This window comes from Paracoccus yeei ATCC BAA-599, from assembly GCF_000622145.1.
In the GTDB taxonomy this organism is placed as follows: domain Bacteria; phylum Pseudomonadota; class Alphaproteobacteria; order Rhodobacterales; family Rhodobacteraceae; genus Paracoccus; species Paracoccus yeei.
This window is the reverse complement of sequence record NZ_JHWH01000002.1, coordinates 183,101-203,590: the sequence shown is the minus strand read 5'-3', so window position 1 is coordinate 203,590 and position 20,490 is coordinate 183,101. Positions and strand designations below refer to the sequence as shown.

22 protein-coding genes are annotated in these 20,490 nt (G+C 66.4%); 7 read left to right on the top strand and 15 right to left on the bottom strand.

Features of this window, described 5'->3' with window-relative positions:
- Window positions 1-225 precede the first annotated feature (225 nt).
- Complete coding sequence (glyA, locus tag BU28_RS0103180) at window positions 226-1,509, bottom strand: serine hydroxymethyltransferase (protein ID WP_028718160.1); 1,284 nt, start codon at window positions 1,507-1,509, stop codon at window positions 226-228.
- Window positions 1,510-1,652: 143 nt separating this feature from the next.
- Between glyA and BU28_RS0103175 the strand changes: the two genes are divergently transcribed.
- Both BU28_RS0103175 and BU28_RS0103170 read left to right on the top strand, forming a co-directional pair.
- Window positions 1,653-2,402 (top strand): NAD kinase, encoded by a 750-nt coding sequence (locus BU28_RS0103175; protein ID WP_028718159.1) that lies wholly within the window; start codon window positions 1,653-1,655, stop codon window positions 2,400-2,402.
- 32 nt (window positions 2,403-2,434) lie between these two features.
- Complete coding sequence (locus BU28_RS0103170) at window positions 2,435-4,030, top strand: peptide chain release factor 3 (protein WP_028718158.1); 1,596 nt, start codon at window positions 2,435-2,437, stop codon at window positions 4,028-4,030.
- On the opposite strand, the gene BU28_RS0103165 is transcribed toward BU28_RS0103170, so the two are convergent.
- From BU28_RS0103165 to BU28_RS0103155, 3 genes are all read right to left on the bottom strand, one after another.
- Window positions 4,027-4,863 (bottom strand): transglutaminase-like domain-containing protein, encoded by an 837-nt coding sequence (locus BU28_RS0103165; RefSeq protein WP_028718157.1) that lies wholly within the window; start codon window positions 4,861-4,863, stop codon window positions 4,027-4,029. The two genes, BU28_RS0103170 and BU28_RS0103165, sit on opposite strands and share 4 nt — an antisense overlap.
- Window positions 4,863-5,285, bottom strand: coding sequence for an OsmC family protein (locus tag BU28_RS0103160; protein ID WP_028718156.1), 423 nt, complete (start codon window positions 5,283-5,285; stop codon window positions 4,863-4,865). The genes BU28_RS0103165 and BU28_RS0103160 overlap by 1 nt, the downstream gene beginning before the upstream one ends.
- Before the next feature lie 70 nt (window positions 5,286-5,355).
- Entirely contained in the window at window positions 5,356-6,507 is a 1,152-nt protein-coding gene (locus tag BU28_RS0103155) for a deoxyguanosinetriphosphate triphosphohydrolase (protein WP_028718155.1), read from the bottom strand.
- A 73-nt stretch (window positions 6,508-6,580) separates the two neighbouring features.
- Here BU28_RS0103155 and BU28_RS0103150 point away from each other — a divergent pair, with 73 nt between their 5' ends.
- On the top strand, window positions 6,581-6,916 hold the full coding sequence (locus BU28_RS0103150) for a HesB/IscA family protein (protein ID WP_028718154.1): 336 nt from the start codon (window positions 6,581-6,583) through the stop codon (window positions 6,914-6,916).
- A 37-nt stretch (window positions 6,917-6,953) separates the two neighbouring features.
- The gene (gene xth / locus BU28_RS0103145) at window positions 6,954-7,739 is read left to right on the top strand and encodes an exodeoxyribonuclease III (RefSeq protein ID WP_028718153.1); all 786 of its coding nucleotides are present in this window, start codon (window positions 6,954-6,956) and stop codon (window positions 7,737-7,739) included.
- 102 nt (window positions 7,740-7,841) lie between these two features.
- Here xth and BU28_RS0103140 read toward each other — a convergent pair whose 3' ends face one another.
- From BU28_RS0103140 to BU28_RS0103125, 4 genes are all read right to left on the bottom strand, one after another.
- Window positions 7,842-8,195, bottom strand: coding sequence for a hypothetical protein (locus BU28_RS0103140; RefSeq protein WP_028718152.1), 354 nt, complete (start codon window positions 8,193-8,195; stop codon window positions 7,842-7,844).
- On the bottom strand, window positions 8,195-8,323 hold the full coding sequence (locus BU28_RS26565) for a hypothetical protein (RefSeq protein ID WP_260502723.1): 129 nt from the start codon (window positions 8,321-8,323) through the stop codon (window positions 8,195-8,197). Before BU28_RS26565 ends, BU28_RS0103140 begins: the two co-directional genes overlap by 1 nt.
- Window positions 8,324-8,325: 2 nt before the next feature.
- The gene (locus BU28_RS0103130; RefSeq protein ID WP_028718151.1) at window positions 8,326-10,182 is read right to left on the bottom strand and encodes an extracellular solute-binding protein; all 1,857 of its coding nucleotides are present in this window, start codon (window positions 10,180-10,182) and stop codon (window positions 8,326-8,328) included.
- A gap of 751 nt (window positions 10,183-10,933) precedes the next feature.
- Window positions 10,934-11,518 (bottom strand): outer membrane protein, encoded by a 585-nt coding sequence (locus tag BU28_RS0103125; RefSeq protein WP_028718150.1) that lies wholly within the window; start codon window positions 11,516-11,518, stop codon window positions 10,934-10,936.
- Between the two features lie 205 nt (window positions 11,519-11,723).
- On the opposite strand from BU28_RS0103125, the gene BU28_RS0103120 reads away from it, so the two are divergent.
- Window positions 11,724-12,506 (top strand): 3-hydroxybutyrate dehydrogenase, encoded by a 783-nt coding sequence (locus BU28_RS0103120; RefSeq protein ID WP_028718149.1) that lies wholly within the window; start codon window positions 11,724-11,726, stop codon window positions 12,504-12,506.
- Here the strand turns inward: BU28_RS0103120 and BU28_RS0103115 are convergent.
- From BU28_RS0103115 to BU28_RS0103090, 6 genes are read right to left on the bottom strand one after another with little or no spacing between them, the layout of a single operon-like run.
- Entirely contained in the window at window positions 12,503-12,979 is a 477-nt protein-coding gene (locus BU28_RS0103115; RefSeq protein WP_028718148.1) for a dihydrofolate reductase, read from the bottom strand. The genes BU28_RS0103120 and BU28_RS0103115 overlap by 4 nt on opposite strands.
- A gap of 9 nt (window positions 12,980-12,988) precedes the next feature.
- Window positions 12,989-13,804, bottom strand: a complete 816-nt coding sequence (locus BU28_RS0103110; protein ID WP_028718147.1) for a thymidylate synthase — start codon at window positions 13,802-13,804, stop codon at window positions 12,989-12,991.
- Complete coding sequence (locus tag BU28_RS21905) at window positions 13,804-14,997, bottom strand: glycosyltransferase (RefSeq protein WP_081791259.1); 1,194 nt, start codon at window positions 14,995-14,997, stop codon at window positions 13,804-13,806. Before BU28_RS21905 ends, BU28_RS0103110 begins: the two co-directional genes overlap by 1 nt.
- On the bottom strand, window positions 14,994-15,899 hold the full coding sequence (locus BU28_RS0103100) for a glycosyltransferase family 2 protein (protein ID WP_028718146.1): 906 nt from the start codon (window positions 15,897-15,899) through the stop codon (window positions 14,994-14,996). Before BU28_RS0103100 ends, BU28_RS21905 begins: the two co-directional genes overlap by 4 nt.
- On the bottom strand, window positions 15,889-16,944 hold the full coding sequence (locus BU28_RS21900; protein WP_051577692.1) for a glycosyltransferase family 2 protein: 1,056 nt from the start codon (window positions 16,942-16,944) through the stop codon (window positions 15,889-15,891). The genes BU28_RS0103100 and BU28_RS21900 overlap by 11 nt, the downstream gene beginning before the upstream one ends.
- Window positions 16,941-18,293: a lipopolysaccharide biosynthesis protein gene (locus BU28_RS0103090; protein WP_028718145.1), complete on the bottom strand. Its 1,353-nt coding sequence runs from the start codon at window positions 18,291-18,293 to the stop codon at window positions 16,941-16,943. The genes BU28_RS21900 and BU28_RS0103090 overlap by 4 nt, the downstream gene beginning before the upstream one ends.
- 89 nt (window positions 18,294-18,382) lie before the next feature.
- Here BU28_RS0103090 and BU28_RS0103085 point away from each other — a divergent pair, with 89 nt between their 5' ends.
- Window positions 18,383-18,589: a hypothetical protein gene (locus tag BU28_RS0103085; RefSeq protein WP_143809681.1), complete on the top strand. Its 207-nt coding sequence runs from the start codon at window positions 18,383-18,385 to the stop codon at window positions 18,587-18,589.
- Here BU28_RS0103085 and BU28_RS21895 read toward each other — a convergent pair.
- Window positions 18,576-19,223, bottom strand: a complete 648-nt coding sequence (locus BU28_RS21895; protein ID WP_415839834.1) for a sugar transferase — start codon at window positions 19,221-19,223, stop codon at window positions 18,576-18,578. The two genes, BU28_RS0103085 and BU28_RS21895, sit on opposite strands and share 14 nt — an antisense overlap.
- A 620-nt stretch (window positions 19,224-19,843) precedes the next feature.
- Here BU28_RS21895 and BU28_RS0103075 point away from each other — a divergent pair.
- A complete protein-coding gene (locus tag BU28_RS0103075; RefSeq protein ID WP_157767346.1) occupies window positions 19,844-20,479 on the top strand; it encodes a PIG-L deacetylase family protein in 636 nt (211 codons plus the stop codon).
- Window positions 20,480-20,490: the final 11 nt, after the last annotated feature.

Genomic DNA, 20,490 nt, shown 5'->3' with positions numbered 1-20,490 from the left:
CTTCACCGCGTCCGTTTGTCACGGATGCGTCCTCTGCGCCGGACAGGAGCGGAGGCTCTGTGTCACACGCCGCGTACCTGTGGGGCGCGCCACAATGCCGGTGCCGGTGTCACAGGGAGAGGATCGGCGGCAGGGCCGCCGCGGCTCATGGCCCCCTCAATGGGGGCGCATGAGGCGTTTTTCCGGGGTGTGGCGCGAACCCGGCGGGACCGCGCCGCACGGGGATCACATGCCGTTATACAGCGGGAAGCGGGCGCAGAGGGCCTCGACCTCGGATTTCACCTTGGCCTCGACCTCGGCATTGCCCTGCTCGCCATTGGCGGCCAGGCCATCGACGACCTCGACGATCCAGCGGGCGATCTGGCGGAACTCCTCCTCGCCGAAGCCGCGGGTGGTGCCGGCGGGGGCGCCCAGGCGGATGCCCGAGGTCACGAAGGGTTTTTCCGGGTCGAAGGGGACGCCGTTCTTGTTGCAGGTGATGTGGGCGCGGCCCAGCGCCGCCTCGGTCGCCTTGCCGGTCACGCCTTTCGGGCGCAGGTCCGCGAGGCACAGATGGTTGTCAGTGCCGCCCGACACGATGTCGATGCCGCCCTTCATCAGCTCGTCGGCCATGGCCTGGGCGTTCTTGACCACCTGCGCGGCATAGTCCTTGAACGAAGGCTCCAGCGCCTCCTTGAACGCCACCGCCTTGGCGGCGATCACATGCATCAGCGGGCCGCCCTGCAGGCCGGGGAACACCGCCGAGTTGATCTTTTTCGCGATGCCTTCGTCGTTCGTCAGCACCATGCCGCCGCGCGGGCCGCGCAGGGACTTGTGCGTGGTCGTCGTCACCACATGGGCGTGGGGCAGGGGCGAGGGGTGCTGGCCGCCCGCGACCAGGCCCGCGATATGGGCCATGTCGACCATCAGATAGGCGCCGACCTCATCGGCGATGGCGCGGAAGGCGGCCCAGTCCCAGACGCGGCTGTATGCGGTGCCGCCGGCGACGATCAGCTTGGGCTTGTGCTCCAGCGCCTTCTTGCGGATGTCGTCCATGTCCAGCAGTTGGTCTTGCTGGCGCACGCCGTAGCTGACGACGTTGAACCACTTGCCCGACATGTTCACCGGCGAGCCATGCGTCAGGTGCCCGCCCGAATTCAGGTCCAGGCCCATGAAGGTGTCGCCCGGCTGCAGAAGCGCCAGGAACACCGCCTGGTTCATCTGGCTGCCCGAGTTCGGCTGCACGTTGGCGAAGCCGCAGCCGAACAGCTTCTTCGCGCGCTCGATCGCCAGGTCTTCGACGATGTCGACATACTGGCAGCCGCCGTAGTAGCGCTTGCCCGGATAGCCTTCGGCGTATTTGTTGGTCAGGACCGAGCCCTGCGCCTCGAGCACCGCCTTGGAGACGATGTTTTCCGAGGCGATCAGTTCGATTTCCTCGCGCTGGCGGCCCAGTTCCTTGCGGATGGCGCCGAAGATTTCGGGGTCGCGGCTGTCCAGCGTCTCGGTGAAGAATCCGGTGTCGGTCATCTGGTCCTCATGCAAAAAGCGGCTTGCCGGCCTTCTAGCGCCTTTCCGCCCGCCCCGCTAGGACGGATGCGACGGCCGGGCGGAAGATTATCCCGTGCGCGGGGGGACTTGCGCCCGGCCCCGGGGCGGCCATGATGGCGGGCATGAAAATGCACTTCATCGCCAGCAGCACCGAAGCCGCCGTCACCGCCGCCGAACGGCTGTCGGAACGCTATGGCCATGTCCCCCTGCGCGAGGCCGAGGTGATCGTGGCGCTGGGCGGCGACGGGCTGATGCTGTCGGTGATGCACCAGAACCGCGGCCTGCCGGTCTATGGCATGAACCGGGGCACCGTGGGTTTCCTGATGAACAGCTATTCCGAGGCGGGGCTGCCCGCCCGCATTGCGGCGGCCGAGGAAACGGCGGTGAACCCGCTGGCGATGACCGCGGGCACCACGGACGGGCACGAACATTGCGCCCTGGCCATCAACGAGGTCAGCCTGTTGCGCGCGGGCCCCCAGGCGGCGCGGCTGCAGATCAGCGTGAACGGCAAGGTCAGGATGCAGGAGCTGGTCTGCGACGGCGCGCTGCTTTCGACGCCTGCCGGATCGACGGCCTATAACTATTCGGCGAACGGGCCGATCCTGCCTCTGGGCAGCGACGTGCTGGCGCTGACCGCGATTGCCGCCTTCCGCCCCCGGCGCTGGCGCGGCGCCATCCTGCCCAGCACCGCCACGCTGCGGTTCGACGTGCTGGAACCCGACAAGCGCCCGGTCATGGCCGACGCCGATTCGCGCGGCGTCGATTCCGTCCTGTGGGTCGAGATCCGCACCGAGACCTCGATCAGCCACCGGCTGCTGTTCGACCCCGGCCACGGGCTGGAGGAACGGCTGATGCGCGAACAATTCGTTTGAGGCTGGCGCCGGGCCGGGGTAAACGCCCCGCCATGAGCAACCAACCCGTCCTGCCCCCCGAAATCGCCCGCCGCCGGACCTTCGCGATCATCTCGCACCCGGACGCCGGCAAGACGACGCTGACCGAGAAGTTCCTGCTGTTCGGCGGCGCGATCCAGATGGCCGGCCAGGTCCGCGCCAAGGGCGAGGCGCGGCGCACGCGGTCGGACTTCATGAAGATGGAGCAGGACCGCGGCATCTCGGTCTCGGCCTCGGCGATGTCGTTCGAGTTCGGGCCCTATCGCTTCAACCTGGTCGATACCCCCGGCCACAGCGATTTTTCCGAGGACACCTATCGCACCCTGACCGCCGTGGACGCTGCGATCATGGTCATCGACGGGGCCAAGGGCGTCGAAAGCCAGACCCGCAAGCTGTTCGAGGTCTGCCGGCTGCGCGACCTGCCGATCCTGACCTTCTGCAACAAGATGGACCGCGAAAGCCGCGACACTTTCGAGATCATCGACGAGATCCAGGAGAACCTGGCCATCGACGTGGCCCCCGTGAGCTGGCCGATCGGCATGGGGCGCGACTTCATCGGTGCCTATGACCTGCTTAACGACCGGCTGGAGATCATGGACCGCGCGGACCGCAACAAGGTCGCGGAGACGGTGCAGATTTCGGGCCTGGACGACCCGAAGCTGGCCGAGCATGTCCCCGCCGACCTGCTGGAGAAGCTGCGCGACGAGCTTGAGATGGCGCGCGAGCTGCTGCCGGCCTTCGACCGCAAGTCCTTCCTGGAAGGGCACATGACGCCGATCTGGTTCGGCTCGGCCATCAACAGCTTCGGCGTCAAGGAATTGATGCAGGGCATCGGCGAGTTCGGTCCCGAGCCGCAGCCGCAGAACGCCGCCGAGCGCCAGATCAGCCCCGACGAGAAACCCGTGACCGGCTTTGTCTTCAAGGTGCAGGCGAACATGGACCCCAAGCACCGCGACCGGGTGGCCTTCGTGCGCCTCGCCTCGGGGCATTTCGAGCGGGGGATGAAGCTGCTGCACGTCCGGTCGAAAAAGCCGATGGCGGTGTCGAACCCGGTGCTGTTCCTGGCCGCCGACCGCGAGCTGGCCGAGGAGGCCTGGGCTGGCGACATCATCGGCATCCCGAACCACGGCCAACTGCGCATCGGCGACGCGCTGACCGAGGGCGAGGCGCTGCGCTTTACCGGTATCCCCAGTTTCGCGCCCGAACTGCTGCAGACCGTGCGCGCAGGCGATCCGATGAAGGCCAAGCATCTGGAAAAGGCGCTGATGCAATTCGCCGAGGAAGGCGCGGCCAAGGTCTTCAAGCCGATGATCGGTTCGGGCTTCATCGTCGGCGTGGTGGGCGCCTTGCAGTTCGAGGTGCTGGCGAGCCGGATCGAGATCGAATACGGCCTGCCCGTGCGGTTCGAAAGCAGCCAGTTCACCAGCGCGCGCTGGGTGGCGGGGCCCAAGGACAAGGTCGAGGCCTTCGCCCAGGCGAACAAGGGCCACATGGCGCAGGACCATGACGGCGACCTGGTCTATCTGACCCGGCTGCAATGGGACATCGACCGCGTCGGCCGCGACCACCCCGAGCTGCGGCTGACCGCCACCAAGGAAATGATGGTCTAGTACCAGTTCGGCACGAGATTGCCGTCCTGGTCCACCTCGTCGGTCCAGACCTCGAAATGCTTCAGCACATGGCCGCCGAAGGTGGTCAGCATGGGCGTGTCGGCCGCGTCGCGCCCGTGGCCGATCTTGATGCGGCCGATGCGCGGGCGGTTGTTGCGGGGATCGAAGGTCCACCAGCGGCCCGAGAGCCAGACCTCCATCCAGGCGCAGAAGTCCATCGGGTCGGGCGGCGCCGGAATGCCGATGTCGCCCAGGTGTCCAAAGACATAGCGCGCCGGAATGTTCAGGCACCGGCAGAAGGCGATGGCTAGGTGGGCATAGTCGCGGCACACCCCCAGCCCGCTGTCATAGGCGCCCTTGGCCGTGCGGAAGGTGTCGGCCTGGGGATAGCTGAAGCGCAGGTGCCCATGGACGAAATCGTTGACCGCCTGGACCCGGGCCCAGCCCGCCGGCACCTGGCCAAAATGATGCCAGGCCGCATCGTAAAGCAGGTCCGTCTCGCAATAGCGGGAGGGGGTCAGATAGTGCAGTGCCTCGTCCGGCAGCGAAGGGACGGGCATTTCCTGGGCGTCCGGGCAGACCGGGTCGAAAAGCCCATGATCGGCGATGGTCGCGTCGCTTTCCAGGGTGAAGTCCCCCGCGGGCGCGGTCATCCGCATCCGCAGGTTGCCGTAGATGTCGGTGTGAACCGAAAAGGGCACGCCCGGATCGGTGCGGAACACCTCGGGCGCGCGCAGGTCCAGGCGCCGCTCGGGCCGCGCGGTCATCAGCGTGACCAGCGGCAGCGGCTGATCCGAGCCTATGGTGATGCGATAGCCATAGCGGATCAGCATCAGGCCACAGTCACATCCAGCGAAATGTCGGCGTTCAGCACCTTGCTGACGGGGCAGTTCTTTTCGGCCTTGCGGGCGGCTTCCTCGATCACGCTGCGGTCGCCGTTGCCCGAGACGCGGGTTTCCAGATGGGCGGTCTTGATGGCGAAGCCGTCGCCTTCCTTGTCCAGCCCGATGGTCGATTTCGTCTCGATGGTCACATCGGTCACGCCCTCGCCAGCAAGGATCATGGACAGCGCCATGCTGAAGCAGGCGGCATGCGCCGCGCCGATCAGTTCCTCGGGATTGGTGCCGGGGGCGTCCTCGAACCGGGTCTTGAAGCCGTAGGGCTGGTCCTTGAGCGCGCCCGACTTGGTCGAGACCTGGCCCTGGCCGTCCTTGAGACCGCCCTGCCATTTCGCCGAGCCAAAGTTGGTGATCATGGGAAGCTCCTTGATGCATGCATTGCCCCAGACAACGCGGCATCCGGCGACCCGGTTCAATTCGCCGGCGTCAGCCCAGCAGGCGCTCGGCCTCGGCGATGGCATAGCGGTCGGTCATGCCGGCGACGTAGTCCAGCACGACGCGGGCACAGCCGGTCTCGTCGCCCGCCGCCTCGGCCGCGGCGCGCCAGTGGTCGGGCATCTTGGCGGGGTCGTGCAGGAACAGCGGGAACAGCCCGTTCAGCAGCGCCGTCACCCGGCTGCGTTCGACCACGACCGAGGGCGCGCGGTACATGCGCTGGAACAGGAACAGCTTGATCGCCTTGAGGTTCTGATAGAGCGGCTTGGAAAAGCGGATGATCGGCCCGTCCATGTCGCGGATGTCCTGCGCGCTGGTCGGGCGCAGGCTGGCCAGGCGGTTCTGGGCGACGGCGATCACGTCCTCGACCATGACGCCGAAGACGCGGCGCAGCGCCTCGTGCCGGCGGCGCATGGGGTCGAGGCCGGGGTGCAGGCGATCGACCTCGGCAAAGGCCTCGCCGATGACGGGCAGGGCGGCCAGGTCGTCCTCGGTGAAAAGCCCGGCGCGCAACCCGTCGTGCAGGTCGTGGTGGTTATAGGCCACGTCGTCGGCGACCGCGGCCACCTGCGCCTCGGCGCTGGCGTTGGTGTGCAGCTCCAGGTCCCATTCGGCATTCACCTCGGCCAAGGCATAGGGCAGCGGGCCCGTCACCGGACCATTGTGCTTGGCGATGCCTTCCAGGCTTTCCCAGGTCAGGTTCAGCCCGTCGAAATCGGCATAGTGCCGTTCCAGCCTGGTCACGATGCGCAGGGCCTGGGCGTTGTGGTCGAAACCGCCATAGGGCGCCATCAGGGCGGCCAGCGCGTCCTCTCCGGTATGGCCAAAGGGCGGGTGGCCCAGGTCGTGGGCCAGGGCCACCGTCTCGGCCAGGTCGGGGTTCAGTCCCAGCGCGCCCGCGATGGTGCGGGCGACCTGGGCCACCTCGATCGTGTGGGTCAGGCGGGTGCGGAAATAGTCGCCGCGATAGTCCTTGCCATCATGTTCGACGAACACCTGGGTCTTGTGCTTGAGCCGGCGAAAGGCGCTGGAGTGGATGATCCGGTCGCGGTCGCGCTGCCAGGGGCTGCGGAATGTCGACATCCGTTCCGGCCAGCGGCGGCCGCGGCTGGCTTCGGGCTGGCAGGCGAAGGGTGCCGTCATCAGGGTCCGTTCCTTGCGAGATTTCCCCCCGGACCCTATATTCCCCATCACACGACGGAAACGGGAACGCCCCATGAACAACGCCCTGAACCTGCCCCCCAAGGTGACAGACCGCGCCTTTGCGCGGCTGGCGGAAATCAACGGCCAAGGCCCCGCGCGGCCCTTGCGGGTCGCGGTGGCGGGCGGCGGCTGTTCGGGGTTTCAATACGACATCCGGCTGGACGACCCGGCCGAGGACGACTTGGTGCTGCGCGGCGCGGGCCAGGCGGTGGTGGTCGATCCGGTCTCGCTGCCGTTCCTGGCGGGAGCCGTGATCGACTTTGCCGACGAGCTGATCGGCGCGCGCTTCACCATCGACAACCCGAATGCCACCGCCTCTTGCGGCTGCGGGACCAGCTTCTCGATCTGATCTGGCCCTTTCCCGGCGCCCCCGCTAGGCTGCGGGCATGAAGATCGCGACATTCAACATCAACGGCGTCCGCGCCCGCATCGCAACCCTGCTGGACTGGCTGGCCGAGGCGCAGCCTGACGTCGTGGTGTTGCAGGAAATCAAGACGCAGGACGAGGCGTTTCCGGCCGAGCCCATCACGGATCTTGGCTACACCGTCGAGACCCACGGGCAAAAGGGCTTCAACGGCGTCGCGATCCTGTCGAAATATCCGCTCGAGGACGTGACCCGCGGCCTGCCGGGCGACGAGGCCGACGAACAGGCCCGCTATATCGAGGCGACGGTGATCGGCACCCGCGCCTTGCGCGTGGCCGGGCTCTACCTGCCCAACGGCAATCCGTTTCCCGGCCCCAAGTTCGACTACAAGCTGGCCTGGATGAAGCGTCTGCGCGCCCGCGCCAAGGCGCTTCGGGACAGCGAACTGCCCAGCGTCCTCTTGGGCGATTTCAATGTCATCCCGGAGCCCCGCGACGCCGCCCATCCCGAGCGCTGGACGGACGATGCGCTGTTCCAGCCCGAAAGCCGCGCCGCCCTGCGCCGCATCCTGAACGACGGCTGGGCCGACGGCATCCGGTTGCGCGATCCCGACAACCCGCGCGGCCCCTTCACCTTCTGGGATTACCAGGCCGGGGCCTGGCAGCGCGACAACGGCATCCGCATCGACCACATCCTGCTGTCGCCCCAGGCGGCCGATCTGCTGGTCGATATCGGCATCGACCGGGATGAGCGCGCCAAGGACAAGCCCAGCGACCATGTCCCGGTCTGGGCGGTGCTGGACGTCTGAGGGCTTCTTTCTTGTGAAAATATCCCGGGGGGACGCCTTCGTGCCCCCATCGAGGGGGCGCGAAGGCGTGGGGGGCAGCGCCCCCCGGCCAAGACCTCCACCCTAGCGGGGGTCGTTCAGGTCGCCGTCGCCTGGAACCTCGTCGTCGTCGCCAAAGCGGGCGTCGTCGGCGAACTCGTCTTCGCCCTCTCCCACGTATTTCGCGGAAAGCGCGATGGAATGGCCGTCATGGATCGGGTCCATCACCACGTCCGAGGGAATTTCGCCCGCCAGCCATTCGCGGATCTCGTCCTTGATCTCGGGGATCTCCTGGCCGGTCACTTCGGCCAGGTACTTGATGAAGGCGCGCTGGTTGCCGTCGATCTCGTCCAGATCCTCTTCGTCGACCTCGGGCCACTTCTCGGCAATCGCCTCATAGAAGGCGGACCAGTTGGACTGAACGTTGCTCCATCTCATCAGTAGCCCCCTCCGCCAAGGCCGCCCTGCACCATGCGAGAGGCCCCGGTGATGTCTTCGCCGACGCCGGCGACGGTGTTGCATCCGGCCAACGCCAGAAGGGCCGCAAGGGTTGCGAGTCTGATCACGTTCACTTCCTTTCCTCGTACCACCAGGTTTCCGGCATGAAGCCCGGCCAGTCCCCATATAGCGGCGTCTTCTCAGGGTAATGCAGGTCAGAGTTGTGGGCCAAGCGCGAAACGCGCGAAAAGCTGACCGGGATGACATAGCGTCCGGCGGTCAGGATGCGGTCCAGCGCGCGCACGGCGGCCTCATAGTCCTCTGCCGTGGCCGCCCGTCCCATTTCGGCGATCATCGCCTCGGCGGCGGGGGAATCCATGCCCATCCAGTTGCGCGTTCCGGGCTTCGTCACCCCGTCGCGGCCCCAGTACAGCATCTGTTCGTTGCCGGGCGACAGCGACAGCCCGCGTTCGTACCAGGTCATGTCGAACTGGTAGTTGTTCGTCCGCTCGACATATTGCGCGGCATCAAGCAGCGTCACGGTCGGCGTGATCCCCAGGTTGCGCAGCGACTGGACGAAGATGTCCACGATCTGGCGCATCTCGGCGTTCGAGCGCATGGCGCTGCCGGACTGGTTCAGCAGGATCTCGAAGCGGAAGGGCTGGCCTTGGGCGTTCTTCAGCACGCCGTCCTGCACGGTCCAGCCGGCTTGGGCCAGCAGCTCCAGCGCGGCGCGGATGCCCTCGCGGTCGATGGCGCGGGGGCCGCCCGGGGGCAGGGCATAGCCCTCGATCGTGCCGGGGGGCAGGTCGGCGGCGAACGGGGCCAGCAGCGCGGCCTCGCGGCCGGTGGCGGGGCCGGGACGCATCGCCAGGTCCGAGTTCGAGAAATAGCTGGTGATGCGCGGGTCGGTGCCGTCGGACAGGGTCATGTTGACGAAGCGGAAGTTGAAGGCCTCGATCAGCGCCTGCCGCACCCGCCAGTCGGCAAAGATCGGATTGCGCGTGTTCATCACCAGCCCCATGATTCCCGACGGCCGCTGGTTGGGGATCTCGGACTTGACGACCTTGCCTTCGCGGACGGCAGGAAAGGTGAAGTCGCGGTTCCAGCGCGCGGCGACCAGTTCGCGCCAGACATCGGTCTCGCCGGCCTTGAACGCCTCGAACATGGCAGAGGCGTCGCCGAAGTAGTCGTAGCGGATGACGTCCAGATTGTTCAGCCCGCGGTTCACCGGCAGGTCACGGCCCCAATAGTCCGGGTTGCGGCGGAAGCTGATCGAACGGCCGGGGTCCACCTTGTCGATGACATAGGGGCCTGATCCGATGGGCGCCATCAACCCCGACTGCGCGAAATCGCGGCCCTGCCACTGCGCCTTCTTCAGGATCGGGCGCATCCCCATCAGCATGGCCAGTTCGCGGTCGGGCGTGTTGAAGGTGAAGCGCACCGACCGCGGGCCGGTCTGCTCCATCCGCTCGACCTTGGCCCAGACGGCGGTATAGCGGGGGTGGCCCTTGGTCCCCAGCGTCTCATAGGACCACATCACGTCCTCGACGGTGACGGGGGTGCCGTCGGAAAAGCGTGCCTCGGGGCGCAGGGTGAATTCGACCCAGCTGCGCTCCGCGTCGGTTTCCACACGTTCCGCGAGAAGTCCGTACAGGGTGAAGGGTTCGTCCAACGAACGCATCATCAGCGGTTCGGCCACCAGGCCGGGCTGGGTGAACAGGGGCCAGACCGGGTTCCCCATCAGGATCCAGGGGTTGAGCGAGTCGAATCCCCCCGACTCGGACAGCCGAATCACCCCTCCCTTGGGGGCCTCCGGGTTAACATAGGGCAAGTGGGAAAAATCTGCGGCAAGGGCAGGTTCTCCATACATTGCAAGGGCATGGGTTGGTTCAGCAAGACTTGCTAGAGGCAGAGATGCCACACCCCCGGCGAGCAGAATTCCCCGCCAGATCGCGGAATCGTTAATAATTTTGAAGAATCGCATGCTCGAATGCCCTGATTTGCGGGTCGCTGATTTTGATTGGTTTCCAGATTAGCGATCCGTTCACCATGGTGCAAACTTACCCGTTGGACTCTGCGGAGGAAAAGCGTATAGATAACTCACTGCTCGATAGGTTTCTTGCCTGTATGAAACCTGCCTCATGACTTGCGCCCGCCTTGTGCGGGCGCTTTTTTTGCTGCTGCAGCACCTTGCACCGCAAGGAAATTCCCTGAAAAATCCAAAGGGATGCGCAATCAGGGGTTGAAATTTTCAAAAGCTGCAGCGAGGCGAGACTCACCTTGGGCGAGATTCGTTTCAGGCGGGAATAAGCCGCTTATGTCTGGATGATTGCGCCCATGTGAGCATCGTTTGGTGACTGCCTGACAGGCAGCGGCCGAATTGGCTTCATGCGCTCGGCGAAGAGCGGGCGTAAATCCGCCAGTAGCTGGGGGCTTATCCAGAGTATGTCGTGACGTTCAAAGGTGCGCATCTGTATGGGATAGGCAGAGCTGCCGATGAACGAGTGGACACCATGTGCCCGCTTGCAGGGCATCGTGAAAACCAGCGCTTGGCCTGGATCTAGAAAAAATCTAGAATGTCTGAATAAAACTGCAAAAGATAATTGAATTTTCTTTAAATCGCACTCTGTCAGTTCGGCTACAAAACAGACGAAATAACGCCCACAGGCTGTTGAAAGGGCATCAGAAAGCATAAAAACGCCCCCGGAATCCCAGGGGCGCTGCTTGAGGTCGGATCAGAAGTGATACGAGGCGCGGATCTGCACCAGGTCGCTGTCCAGGTCCAGACCGTCGATATCCTCGATGTCCGAAAAGTCGTTGCGGCTGTATTCGGCGCCAACCGTGAACTTGTCGGTCACCTTGAAATCCGCCCCGATGCCATAGGTCACGCCGGTTTCCGAGAGGTCGCTTGCCTTGGCGTGGGCGGCGCCCAGCGTCACGTAGGGCAGGAAGCGGCCCATGTCGTAACCGGCCCGGGCACGCAGGCGGTAAAGGTCGCCGTCGCCGTCCACATCGTCCAGATCGACCTTGTTGTAGTCGAATTCGCCACCCAGCACGAACTTGCCGAAGTCGTGCAGATAACCCGCGTGCAGGCCATAGCCGTCCGCATCGGTATCGAACGACTCGCCGGCATAGCTGAGTTCGAGGTTGCCCTTGCCGTATTGCAGACCGGCATAGAAGCCCGTCCAGTCGACCGAGACCGGCTCGGGCGCGGGGGTCACGACGACCGGGGTTTCGACGACCGGGGCGACGTAGCCGCCGGCGTGGGCGCCCGTCGCTGCTGCCGCCGTGGCGAGTGCTGCGTAGACTGCAAGTTTCATGGTATGTCCCATCATTCTTAGTTCCAGGGCGCTTGGATAAGCCTTGCCATCGGTGGGGAAAAGCCCTTTGCGATCACGCCCGTGGTGACAAATCTTCAACCTATCGAGAGCTGCCGTTTCCGCTTTGTTTCCGGCCATGACCAGCTTGTCACGGCCAGCGGATTTTCCCATGCTGCCGGTGCAGCATCAGATCAGGAGGATTGCGATGTTCGAGAAATTCCTTGCAGGCAAGACGGCGGTGGTCACGGGCTCGAATTCGGGAATCGGGCTGGGCATCGCCCATGAACTGGCCAAGGCCGGGGCCGATCTGGTGCTGAACAGCTTTACCGATACGCCCGAGGATCACGCCCTGGCGGACACGCTGGCGGCCCAGCATGGCGTAACGGTTCGCTATGTCCAGGCGGATATGTCGAAACCCGCCGAGTGCCGCGCGCTGATCGAGCGGGCCGGCGCCTGCGACATCCTGGTGAACAACGCGGGCATCCAGCATGTCGCCCCGATCCCCGAGTTCCCGGCCGAGAAATGGGACGCGATCATCGCCATCAACCTGAGCTCGGCCTTTCACACCACGGCCGCCGCGCTGCCCGTGATGCGCAAGGCGGGCTGGGGCCGGGTCGTCAACATCGCCTCGGCCCACGGGCTGACGGCCAGCCCCTTCAAGTCGGCCTATGTCGCGGCCAAGCACGGCATCGTCGGCCTGACCAAGGTCACGGCGCTGGAAACCGCGAAAGAGGCGATCACCTGCAACGCCATCTGCCCCGGCTATGTGCTGACGCCCATCGTCGAAAAGCAGATCCCGGACCAGATGAAGGCCAACAACATGACGCGCGAGGAGGTGCTGGAACGGGTCATCCTGGAACGCCAGCCGTCGCGCGAATTCGCCACGGTCGAGCAGCTGGGCGGTACCGCCGTCTTCCTGTGTTCGTCCGCGGCCGACCAGATCACCGGCACGACCATCTCGGTCGACGGCGGCTGGACGGCGCTTTAGCGCCGGACGAGTTCACGCAGGGTGGCGGTCGGGCCGTCACCCGGCAGCACCCGGCGGGCGATCTCGCGCCATTCGGCTTCGTCGAACTCGGGGAAGAAGGCGTCCGCAGCGTCGATGCGCAGGTCGACCTCGGTCAGCAGCAGCCGGTCGCTGATCGGCAGCATCTCGCGAAAGATCGCCTCGCCGCCGATGCCCGAGATGCGCGGGTAGCCCGCCGCTACCGCCAGGTCGACCGCCGCGCTGACGCTGGGCACGACATGATCCGTCAGGCCGGCGTCGCGCGACACCACGATGTTCATGCGGTTCTTCAGCGGCCTTGCGGGCAGGCTTTCCCAGGTCAGCCGGCCCATGATGATGGCGCTGCCCAGGGTCTCGCGCTGGAACAGGCGCATGTCCGCGGGGATATGCCAGGGGATGGTGTTGTCCTTGCCGATGGCGCCGTTCCGGGCGCGGGCGACGACCAGCGAGATCATCTTCTGTCCTTATACAGCGACCGGCGCCTTGATGGCCGGCAGGGGGTCATAGTCCAGGAACTGGAAATCCTCGAACCGGAAATCGAAGATCGAGTCGACCTTGCGCGCGATCCGCAGCCGGGGCAGGGGGCGCGGCTGGCGCGCCAGTTGCGTCTGCACCTGGTCCAGGTGGTTCAGGTAGATATGCGCATCGCCCATGGTGTGGATGAAGTCGCCCGCCTCGTATCCCGTCACATGGGCCAGCATATGCGTCAGCAGCGCATAGGAGGCGATGTTGAACGGCACCCCCAGGAACATGTCGGCCGAGCGCTGGTAAAGCTGCAGCGACAGCCGGCCGTCCTGCACCCGCACCTGCCACAGCGTATGGCAGGGCGGCAGGGCCATGCGGTCCACCTCTCCGGGGTTCCAGGCCGAGACGATCAGCCGGCGTGAATCGGGCGTCTTGCGGATGCGGTCCACCAGTTCGGCGATCTGATCCACCTCGCCCACCACCACGCGGCCATCGGCCTCGCGGATCGTCGGGAAATGGCGCCACTGATGGCCATAGACGGGCCCGAGGTCGCCGTTCGCGTCCGCCCATTCGTCCCAGATGCTGACGCCGTTCTGCTGCAGATAGCGGATGTTCGTGTCGCCCGACAGGAACCACAGCAGTTCGTGGACGATGGATTTCAGGTGCAGCTTTTTCGTCGTGACCAGCGGAAAGCCCTGATCCAGAGGATAGCGGCACTGCATCCCGAAATGCGAAATCGTGCCCGTCCCGGTGCGGTCGGTCGAGCGGCTGCCCTGGTCCAGCACCAGCCGCAAGGCGTCGAGATATTGGCGCATCAGCCCCCCTTTGTGCCGCCCCTCGTCCTTTCCATAAGCGCCGGGGCCAGCATGGGCAACAGGTCGACCGTCGACTGGACGAATTCCGCCGCAGGCCGGGCCAGCAGGCGGCGGCGCGCCTCGGCCAGGGATGCGGGGGGCAGGCGGTCCAGCAGGTCGGCCAGGGACGCTGGGTCGGGCCGGTCGATGACCCAGCCAAGGGCGTCCTGCGCGATGCGGCGCCCGGTCTGGGTGTCCGCCAGCGCGACCGAGGGGCAGCCGCACCAGCTTGCCTCATAGATGCGGTTCGGCAGCAGCCAGTCGGAGTTGGTGCCGCGCTGCCACATGTCCTGGGCCCAGACCAGGTCGCAGCCGGCATAGGCCCCGGGCAGGCCGGCGGGATAGGCATAGGAGCCGGTCCATTCGACATTCGCCCAGCGCGCGACCTCGGCCCGGAAGTCGGTCAGCGCGTGGTCGTGCAGCGCGCCGGAAAACCGCACCCGCAGCCGGTCGCCCATCAGGTCCGCCGTTTTCAGCAGCAGATCGACCGACGCCTGGCAGCGGATCGAGCCGACGAGGCCGATGGTCACCGGGCGGTCGGGGCGCGGTTCCGCGACAGGCCGGGACAGCCCCGCCGCCGGGTCCAGCCACAGCTTGTTTTCGACCAGCGCGACCGGGCCGCGATAGTGCTGGAGGGGGCGGAAATAATTCTCGGTGAAGCCCGGGGACGACACGACCAGCAGCGCGGCGCGCGACAGGACCTGGCGTTCGGTCGCGCGCATGACCTGACCCTTGCGGCCCGGCGCCGTCATCAGGTCGTGGATGTCGAGGCATTCATAGACCAGCGGCGGCTGCCTGCGGCCCGCGCGCAGGCAGGCCAGCCGTCGCGCCGCCAGCGCGATCAGCGCCAGATCGAGGTTGCGCGCGATCACCAGATCGGCACGCGCCAGTGCCCGCCATTCGGTCAGTGCGCGGCGGACCGCCGCGCCCAGGCCCAGGGCGCGGCCCTTGATGTCCTGGTGCCGGACAAGGCCCAGGTCGATGTTGCGCCATTCCGGCCGGAAATCGGCGCTGCCCTGCCGGCGCTGGCAAAAGGACGTGACCTCGCACCCCAGCGCGATCAGCGCCCGGATGCGGCGGATCTGGGATGCCTCGGCCACGTCGAAGCCAAAGACCGCGACCTTGAGGCCGCGCGCGGGGCGGTCGGGGATCATACCGGGTCGCGGCCGTAAAGCTGCGGCTGGGGCCGGTTCAGAAGGCCCGCGCAGACCCCGCGATGCAGTTGGCCGCGCAGGAACCAGAAATTGCGCTGTGTCTCGTCGTCCGCGTGGCGGCGTTCCTGAAGGCGGCACCACAGCGCCTTGGCGGTGGCTGTCGCCAGCAGGCGGGCCTTGGCGGCGGCACCGGGCGCGGTGACGATATGGGTCTGGCCCATGCGATAGCGCCGCACGGCCAGCCATTCCAGCGTCTGGCGCGTCGGCGGCACCGGCTCGGTCACCAGGGCCCTGGGAGCGGCGACATAGCGCAAGCCCATGTTGTAAAGGCGCAGGAAGAATTCCGTGTCCTCGCCCCCGGTCGTTCCCCGCCGCAGGTCATAGCGCTGATCCTGCCAGGCCGTGCCCGCCCACCGCAGCACGACATTGCCGCTGTTGCCGGTCTGGATCGGCGGCTTCATGCGTTCGGGGTGGGAGGAATGGAAATCCAGGGCCGAAACCCAGGCGGGCGCCTCGGGGGGGTAGATGGCCTGAACCTTGCCAAAGGCGCCGTCTGCCCCGGCGTCGCGGGCGGCCCGCAGGATCTCGGCCAGCCAGTCGGGATCGACCCATTCGTCGTCGTCAAGGCTGGCGACCCATTCGGCCCCGCCGGCACTTGCCGCGTCCAGGCAGGCGTTGCGCGCGACCGAGATGTTGCGGGCGGGCGCGTGGACATAAACCAGCGGAAAGGGCAGGGCGCGGCCGGCGTCCTCGACCAGGGCGCGGGCGCTGTCGGTGTCGTCGTTGTCCGCGACGACGAGGCGCAGCGACAGGCCCTCGGTGCCGCGCTGCTGGCCGATGCTTCGGATCGTCTCGACCACCTTGGGCCGGCGAAAGGTGCACATGACGATGTCAACGCGCATCGCGCAATCTCCTGTATGTCAAAAGTCCGCTTAGAAATCCGGCACCCCAGGGCAGGTGCATCGCGGCCAGCGCCGGTCCCGCCCAAAGCCCGCACAGGCTGCGATGCCGGATCGCCATGCCCGCCGAGGCCAGCGCCAGCACGCCAAGGTAAAGCGCGGGCCACGCCAGCCCCAGCGCGGTCAGGGACGCCCGGCCCCCCGCAAGCCCGATGACGGCCAGCGCCGCGCCCAGGGCGATCAGCGCCAGGTTCACCGCTGGCGCGATCTGGCGCAGGCGCGGGCGCATCCCGTGCTTGCAGACCGTGCGCGCCCGGCCCCGGCCATAGTTCCAGTATTGCCGCGCCAGCCGCGCGGGGCTGGGCCGCATCCAGTAATCCAGCCGCAGCTCGGCCGCGAGCCAGATGTGCCCGCCCGCGCGGCGCAGGCGGTGGTCCAGCTCGGCATCCTCGTTATGGCTGAAGCCGGCGTCATAGCCGCCGACGCGGCGGAACCAGTCCAGGTCCATGGCCGCGTGGTGGCCGTGGTCCACCGGGCCCGACGCGCGGCCGCCGCGATGGGCCGATCCGCCCGACCCCAGCGGCGTGTCCACGATCCAGGCGGCGGCTTTCTGGAAACAGCCGATCCCCCGCGAATCCATCGGCACCACGACCGAGGCGGCGCGCTTTTCCACCAGCAGTTCGGCCGCGCGCATCGCATAGCCGGGCGGGTACAGCGCATGGGCATCGGCCCGCAGCAGGATGCGGTGGCCGGGGCGTGCGCAGGACGTCACCGCGTGGTTGATGCCTGCCGATTGCAGCCGGCCCGGGTTGTCGATCAGCGTCAGGTTCGCGAACTCGGCCGCCAGGCGCTGCACGATGGCGCGGGTCCGGTCGGTGCTGCCGCCGTCGGCCACGACGACGCCGGCGCGGGCCAGGCGGGGGTCGCCCGCCAGAAGCGAGCGCAGGCAGGGCTCGATGGCGGCTTCCTCGTTCAGGGTGGGGACGACGATGAGCACCTCGTCGCCGGTCAGGCGCGTGTCGCGCAGCAGGGGGGCGGGGGCGTTCATGGCGCGACCTGTGCGCCGGGGCGGGCGCGGCTGCCGGCCAGGTGGCGCAGCGAGGTGAGGCTGGGGTCGATGCCCAGCCGGCGGCGGCACAGCAGGTTCATCACGGCAAGGCCAAGCCCGTGGCTTGCCACCGCCCCCGCCGCCGCGCCGGTGACACCGTAAAGCGCCCCCAGCGCCGGGACCGCGACAAGGCAGGCCAGCGCTCCGGTCAGGTTGCCGGCGAAATCCGCGCGTCCGCTGCCGCGCGACGCCAGGATCACCGAGGCGGGGCCGAAGGCCACCGACAGCGCCGGGATCAGCAGCAGGATCAACAGTGCCGGCCGGGCCGCCCGATATTCGGGGCCGAACCAGCCAAGCGCCATGGTGCCAAGGACCAGAACGATCACGACGCCCAGGGCCAGTCCCGCCAGCTTGATCGCGGCCGAACTGGCCAGAAGACGGTCGCGGCGCCGCGGCTGATCGGCGGCCATCGCCTGCGCGATGCGGGGGCTGAAGGCCACGTCCACGGCCACCACGCCGAAGTTGATGAAATTGACGATAGAGAAGGCGACCGCGAACAGGCTGACCTGCGCCCCGCCCAGGGCGAGGCCCGCCGTCGCGATCAGGATGGCCTTGCGATATTCCGTCATCACCAGCCCCGGCGTCAGCCACAGGCCCAGGCCCATCCATGCCCGCCATGCGCGGCTGTCGGACGGCGTGTCGCGCAGGAAGGCAAAATCCGCCCGCAGCAGGGCGTTCTGGATCAGGACGGTCAGCCCTTCGGACAGGGCGAACAGCACGACCACATGCCAGGGCTTCAGCGGGACCCCCGCTGCCCAGGCCAGGCTCAGACCCAGCGTCAGCACCAGCGGCCCGGTCAGCAGGCGCGGCAGCAGCCCCTTGCGCATCACGCCCAAGGCGGTCGCGTGGCGCGCCGTCAGGCGGGCCAGCGCGACCAGCACCATGGCCAGCGCCATGGCGGCCAGCATCTGCGGGTTCTCGGCGGGCAGCAGGCCGGTCGTCCAGGCCGCCGCTCCCAGCAGCGCCAGCAGCGGCAGGGTGAACAGCACCAGCCGCCGGTTGACGCGGATGAACCCCGCCGCCTGCGCCATGCGGCCATGTTCGCGCGCGGGCACGATGCAGCGCATGGCACCCGATTCCATGTTCAGCGTCATCAGGATCGAGGCAATCTGCGCCACCGATATGGCCTGCAGTGCCACCCCCGCCGCCTGCGGCGCCAGCAGCCGCACCAGAAGCAGCGTCCAGGCCAGGCTCAGTAGGTTGCTACCCACCCGGGCGACGATCAGCAAAAGCGAATCGACCAGGCCCGCGCGATGTTCACGCGAAGGGGGCGCCTTGGCGTCATCCATGATATAGTTTCCACGGACGCGCAAAGCAGGCGACCGCTCGCCCGGAACGGCTAGCTTCGCGCGCGTGTTCGTGGTTTGATTGAGGAATCATGATAGGCGCTCTTCTCATAGGTTTGATCGCGGGCACGGCGCTGGGCCTGTTCGTCGCGCTCTACTTCGGGGCGGGCTGGCTGGCGGCGCTTGTGACGGCGATCCTGTCGGCCAATCTGGTGGCGCTGACGGCGATGCTGCTGCTGAACGGCTGGCGCGACGCCAGGGAACGCCGGCAGGCCCGGGGCAAGCTTACTTCCCGTTAGCGCCCAGCACCACCAGAACCGTCCGCGCCAGGATGGTCATGTCCAGTCCCAGCGAATGGGAAATGGCATAGCTGCGGTCGATCCGAACGCGTTCCTCATACGAGATGTTGTTGCGTCCGCTGACCTGCCAGGGCCCGGTCAGGCCGGGACGCACCGCCATATAGGCGACGGCCGAATCGCGATAGCGCTCGACCAGTTCGGCGGCGGTCACGGGGCGCGGGCCGACCAGGCTCATGTCGCCGCGGATCACGTTCCAAAGCTGGGGCAGTTCGTCCAGGCTGGTACGGCGCAGAAAGTGGCCAAGCCGGGTGATGCGCGGATCATTGTCCAGCTTGTGGCTGGTCTGCCATTGCAGCCGCGCCACCGCATCCCGTTCCAGCAGGTCGCGCAGGCGCTGTTCGGCGTCGGGAACCATGGTGCGGAACTTGAGGCAGCGGAACGCCCGGCCATTCTGGCCGACGCGCGCGTGGCCAAAGAACATGCCCTTGCCCTGGCTGCCGACCGTCAGGGCGACTGCCAGAATAAGCGGCAGGAAAACGATCAGCAGGACGATAGCGCCCGTCACGTCCAGGACGCGTTTCCCCCGAGAGGCATAGAATCCCTGTCTGCGAAAGGACGTGGTGCCGCCAGTCAGGTGCAGATCTGCCGTGGGGCTAAGGGATTTCCGTGGGTTGGCGGAAATCTTAACGCGGTCATAGAACATGATTACAGACCATACAGGGGGCGCAGGAAAACTTTCCTATTCGCCCGTAAAACAACACACTTCCTCATCTAAAAACGCCACGCAGAATAGACTGTCAACGCAATAGCCGGTGACGGGCGGAAATTTGCCGGCTGGTCCGGAGCAGGGCTTTAAAGACTTGACGTGCAGCAACTGCCAAGCGAGTAGCTCGCGCACACGCCAAGCGTGTTCTGTCGGTCAAATGATTTTTGTCAAATAAACCAAATAAAACTTTCTGATTCTCAGCAGAAAACAGCGACGTTGAATCAACCATAAGGTGCGTATTTGTCCTTTTGGTGATAAGCGGATTTCTGCCGATTTCGGTGCATTCACCTTGAGCGCTGCGCAACTATCAGGCATGTGTCGCCTGACCTTTGAGACAGTTTACAATTTATTTATCCGGTCGCCTATCGACAGTCCTGCATGGATTACTAGGATGCCTCAGTGTAGGCGTAACTTTGCCCATTGGTGTATTTATGAGTATGGACGGCCTCTTTGCCGAGCGACCGGTGCGTGACGTGCCGCGGACCGCATTGACAGTTTTCGCACATCCCGACGATGCAGAGATTTCCTGCTTTGGACTGCTGTCCAAGTTGCGGCGGGAAGGCTGGCGCATCGTCATGGTGATCGCCACCCGGGGCGAGAACGGAGCCGACGTCACCTCGTGGGACAGGCTGACCGAGGCGCGCCGCGCCGCCGAAAGCATCGGGGCCGAACTGGTCTATGGCGATTTCTCGGACGGGCATGTTCAGGTCACGGGCGATCTGATCCATTGGGTCGAAGGGTTGCTGCAGACCTGGCGCCCCGACATCGTCCTGACCCATTTCACCGGCGAAAGCCGCACCAGCCACCAGGACCACGTCTCGGTCGAGGCGGCGGTGCAGATCGCCGTGCGCCGCGCCACCTGGCGTCCCATGCTGCTGCTGGCCGAGGGGATCGACCACGACATCACCTTCCGCCCGAACTGGTTCGTGGACATCACCCAGGACTACGAAACCAAGGTCGGCGCCATCGGCATGCACCAGTCGCAGTCCAACAAATACTACATGAAGCGCGAACATGTGGACGTGCGCGCCCGCCGCTGGGACATCAACTTTCCCCGCCCGGCCGACAGTGAATATGCCCCGCGCTATTGGGAAGCCTTTTTCCTGGTTCAGCACGTCATGTAAGCCGGTCCGCC

Bases quoted from the DNA above. Each gene is read 5' to 3' on its own strand.
- BU28_RS0103150 (WP_028718154.1), top strand. From the start codon at position 6,581: ATGAACAACGCCCTGAACCTGCCCCCCAAGGTGACAGACCGCGCCTTT.
- BU28_RS0103115 (WP_028718148.1), bottom strand. From the start codon at position 12,979: ATGATCTCGCTGGTCGTCGCCCGCGCCCGGAACGGCGCCATCGGCAAG.
- glyA (WP_028718160.1), bottom strand. From the start codon at position 1,509: ATGACCGACACCGGATTCTTCACCGAGACGCTGGACAGCCGCGACCCC.
- xth (WP_028718153.1), top strand. From the start codon at position 6,954: ATGAAGATCGCGACATTCAACATCAACGGCGTCCGCGCCCGCATCGCA.
- BU28_RS0103140 (WP_028718152.1), bottom strand. From the start codon at position 8,195: ATGAGATGGAGCAACGTTCAGTCCAACTGGTCCGCCTTCTATGAGGCG.
- BU28_RS0103125 (WP_028718150.1), bottom strand. From the start codon at position 11,518: ATGAAACTTGCAGTCTACGCAGCACTCGCCACGGCGGCAGCAGCGACG.
- BU28_RS0103160 (WP_028718156.1), bottom strand. From the start codon at position 5,285: ATGATCACCAACTTTGGCTCGGCGAAATGGCAGGGCGGTCTCAAGGAC.
- BU28_RS0103170 (WP_028718158.1), top strand. From the start codon at position 2,435: ATGAGCAACCAACCCGTCCTGCCCCCCGAAATCGCCCGCCGCCGGACC.
- BU28_RS0103175 (WP_028718159.1), top strand. From the start codon at position 1,653: ATGAAAATGCACTTCATCGCCAGCAGCACCGAAGCCGCCGTCACCGCC.
- BU28_RS0103100 (WP_028718146.1), bottom strand. From the start codon at position 15,899: ATGCGCGTTGACATCGTCATGTGCACCTTTCGCCGGCCCAAGGTGGTC.
- BU28_RS0103085 (WP_143809681.1), top strand. From the start codon at position 18,383: ATGATAGGCGCTCTTCTCATAGGTTTGATCGCGGGCACGGCGCTGGGC.
- BU28_RS21900 (WP_051577692.1), bottom strand. From the start codon at position 16,944: ATGAACGCCCCCGCCCCCCTGCTGCGCGACACGCGCCTGACCGGCGAC.
- BU28_RS21905 (WP_081791259.1), bottom strand. From the start codon at position 14,997: ATGATCCCCGACCGCCCCGCGCGCGGCCTCAAGGTCGCGGTCTTTGGC.
- BU28_RS0103090 (WP_028718145.1), bottom strand. From the start codon at position 18,293: ATGGATGACGCCAAGGCGCCCCCTTCGCGTGAACATCGCGCGGGCCTG.
- BU28_RS0103110 (WP_028718147.1), bottom strand. From the start codon at position 13,804: ATGCGCCAATATCTCGACGCCTTGCGGCTGGTGCTGGACCAGGGCAGC.
- BU28_RS0103130 (WP_028718151.1), bottom strand. From the start codon at position 10,182: ATGCGATTCTTCAAAATTATTAACGATTCCGCGATCTGGCGGGGAATT.
- BU28_RS0103120 (WP_028718149.1), top strand. From the start codon at position 11,724: ATGTTCGAGAAATTCCTTGCAGGCAAGACGGCGGTGGTCACGGGCTCG.
- BU28_RS0103165 (WP_028718157.1), bottom strand. From the start codon at position 4,863: ATGCTGATCCGCTATGGCTATCGCATCACCATAGGCTCGGATCAGCCG.
- BU28_RS0103155 (WP_028718155.1), bottom strand. From the start codon at position 6,507: ATGACGGCACCCTTCGCCTGCCAGCCCGAAGCCAGCCGCGGCCGCCGC.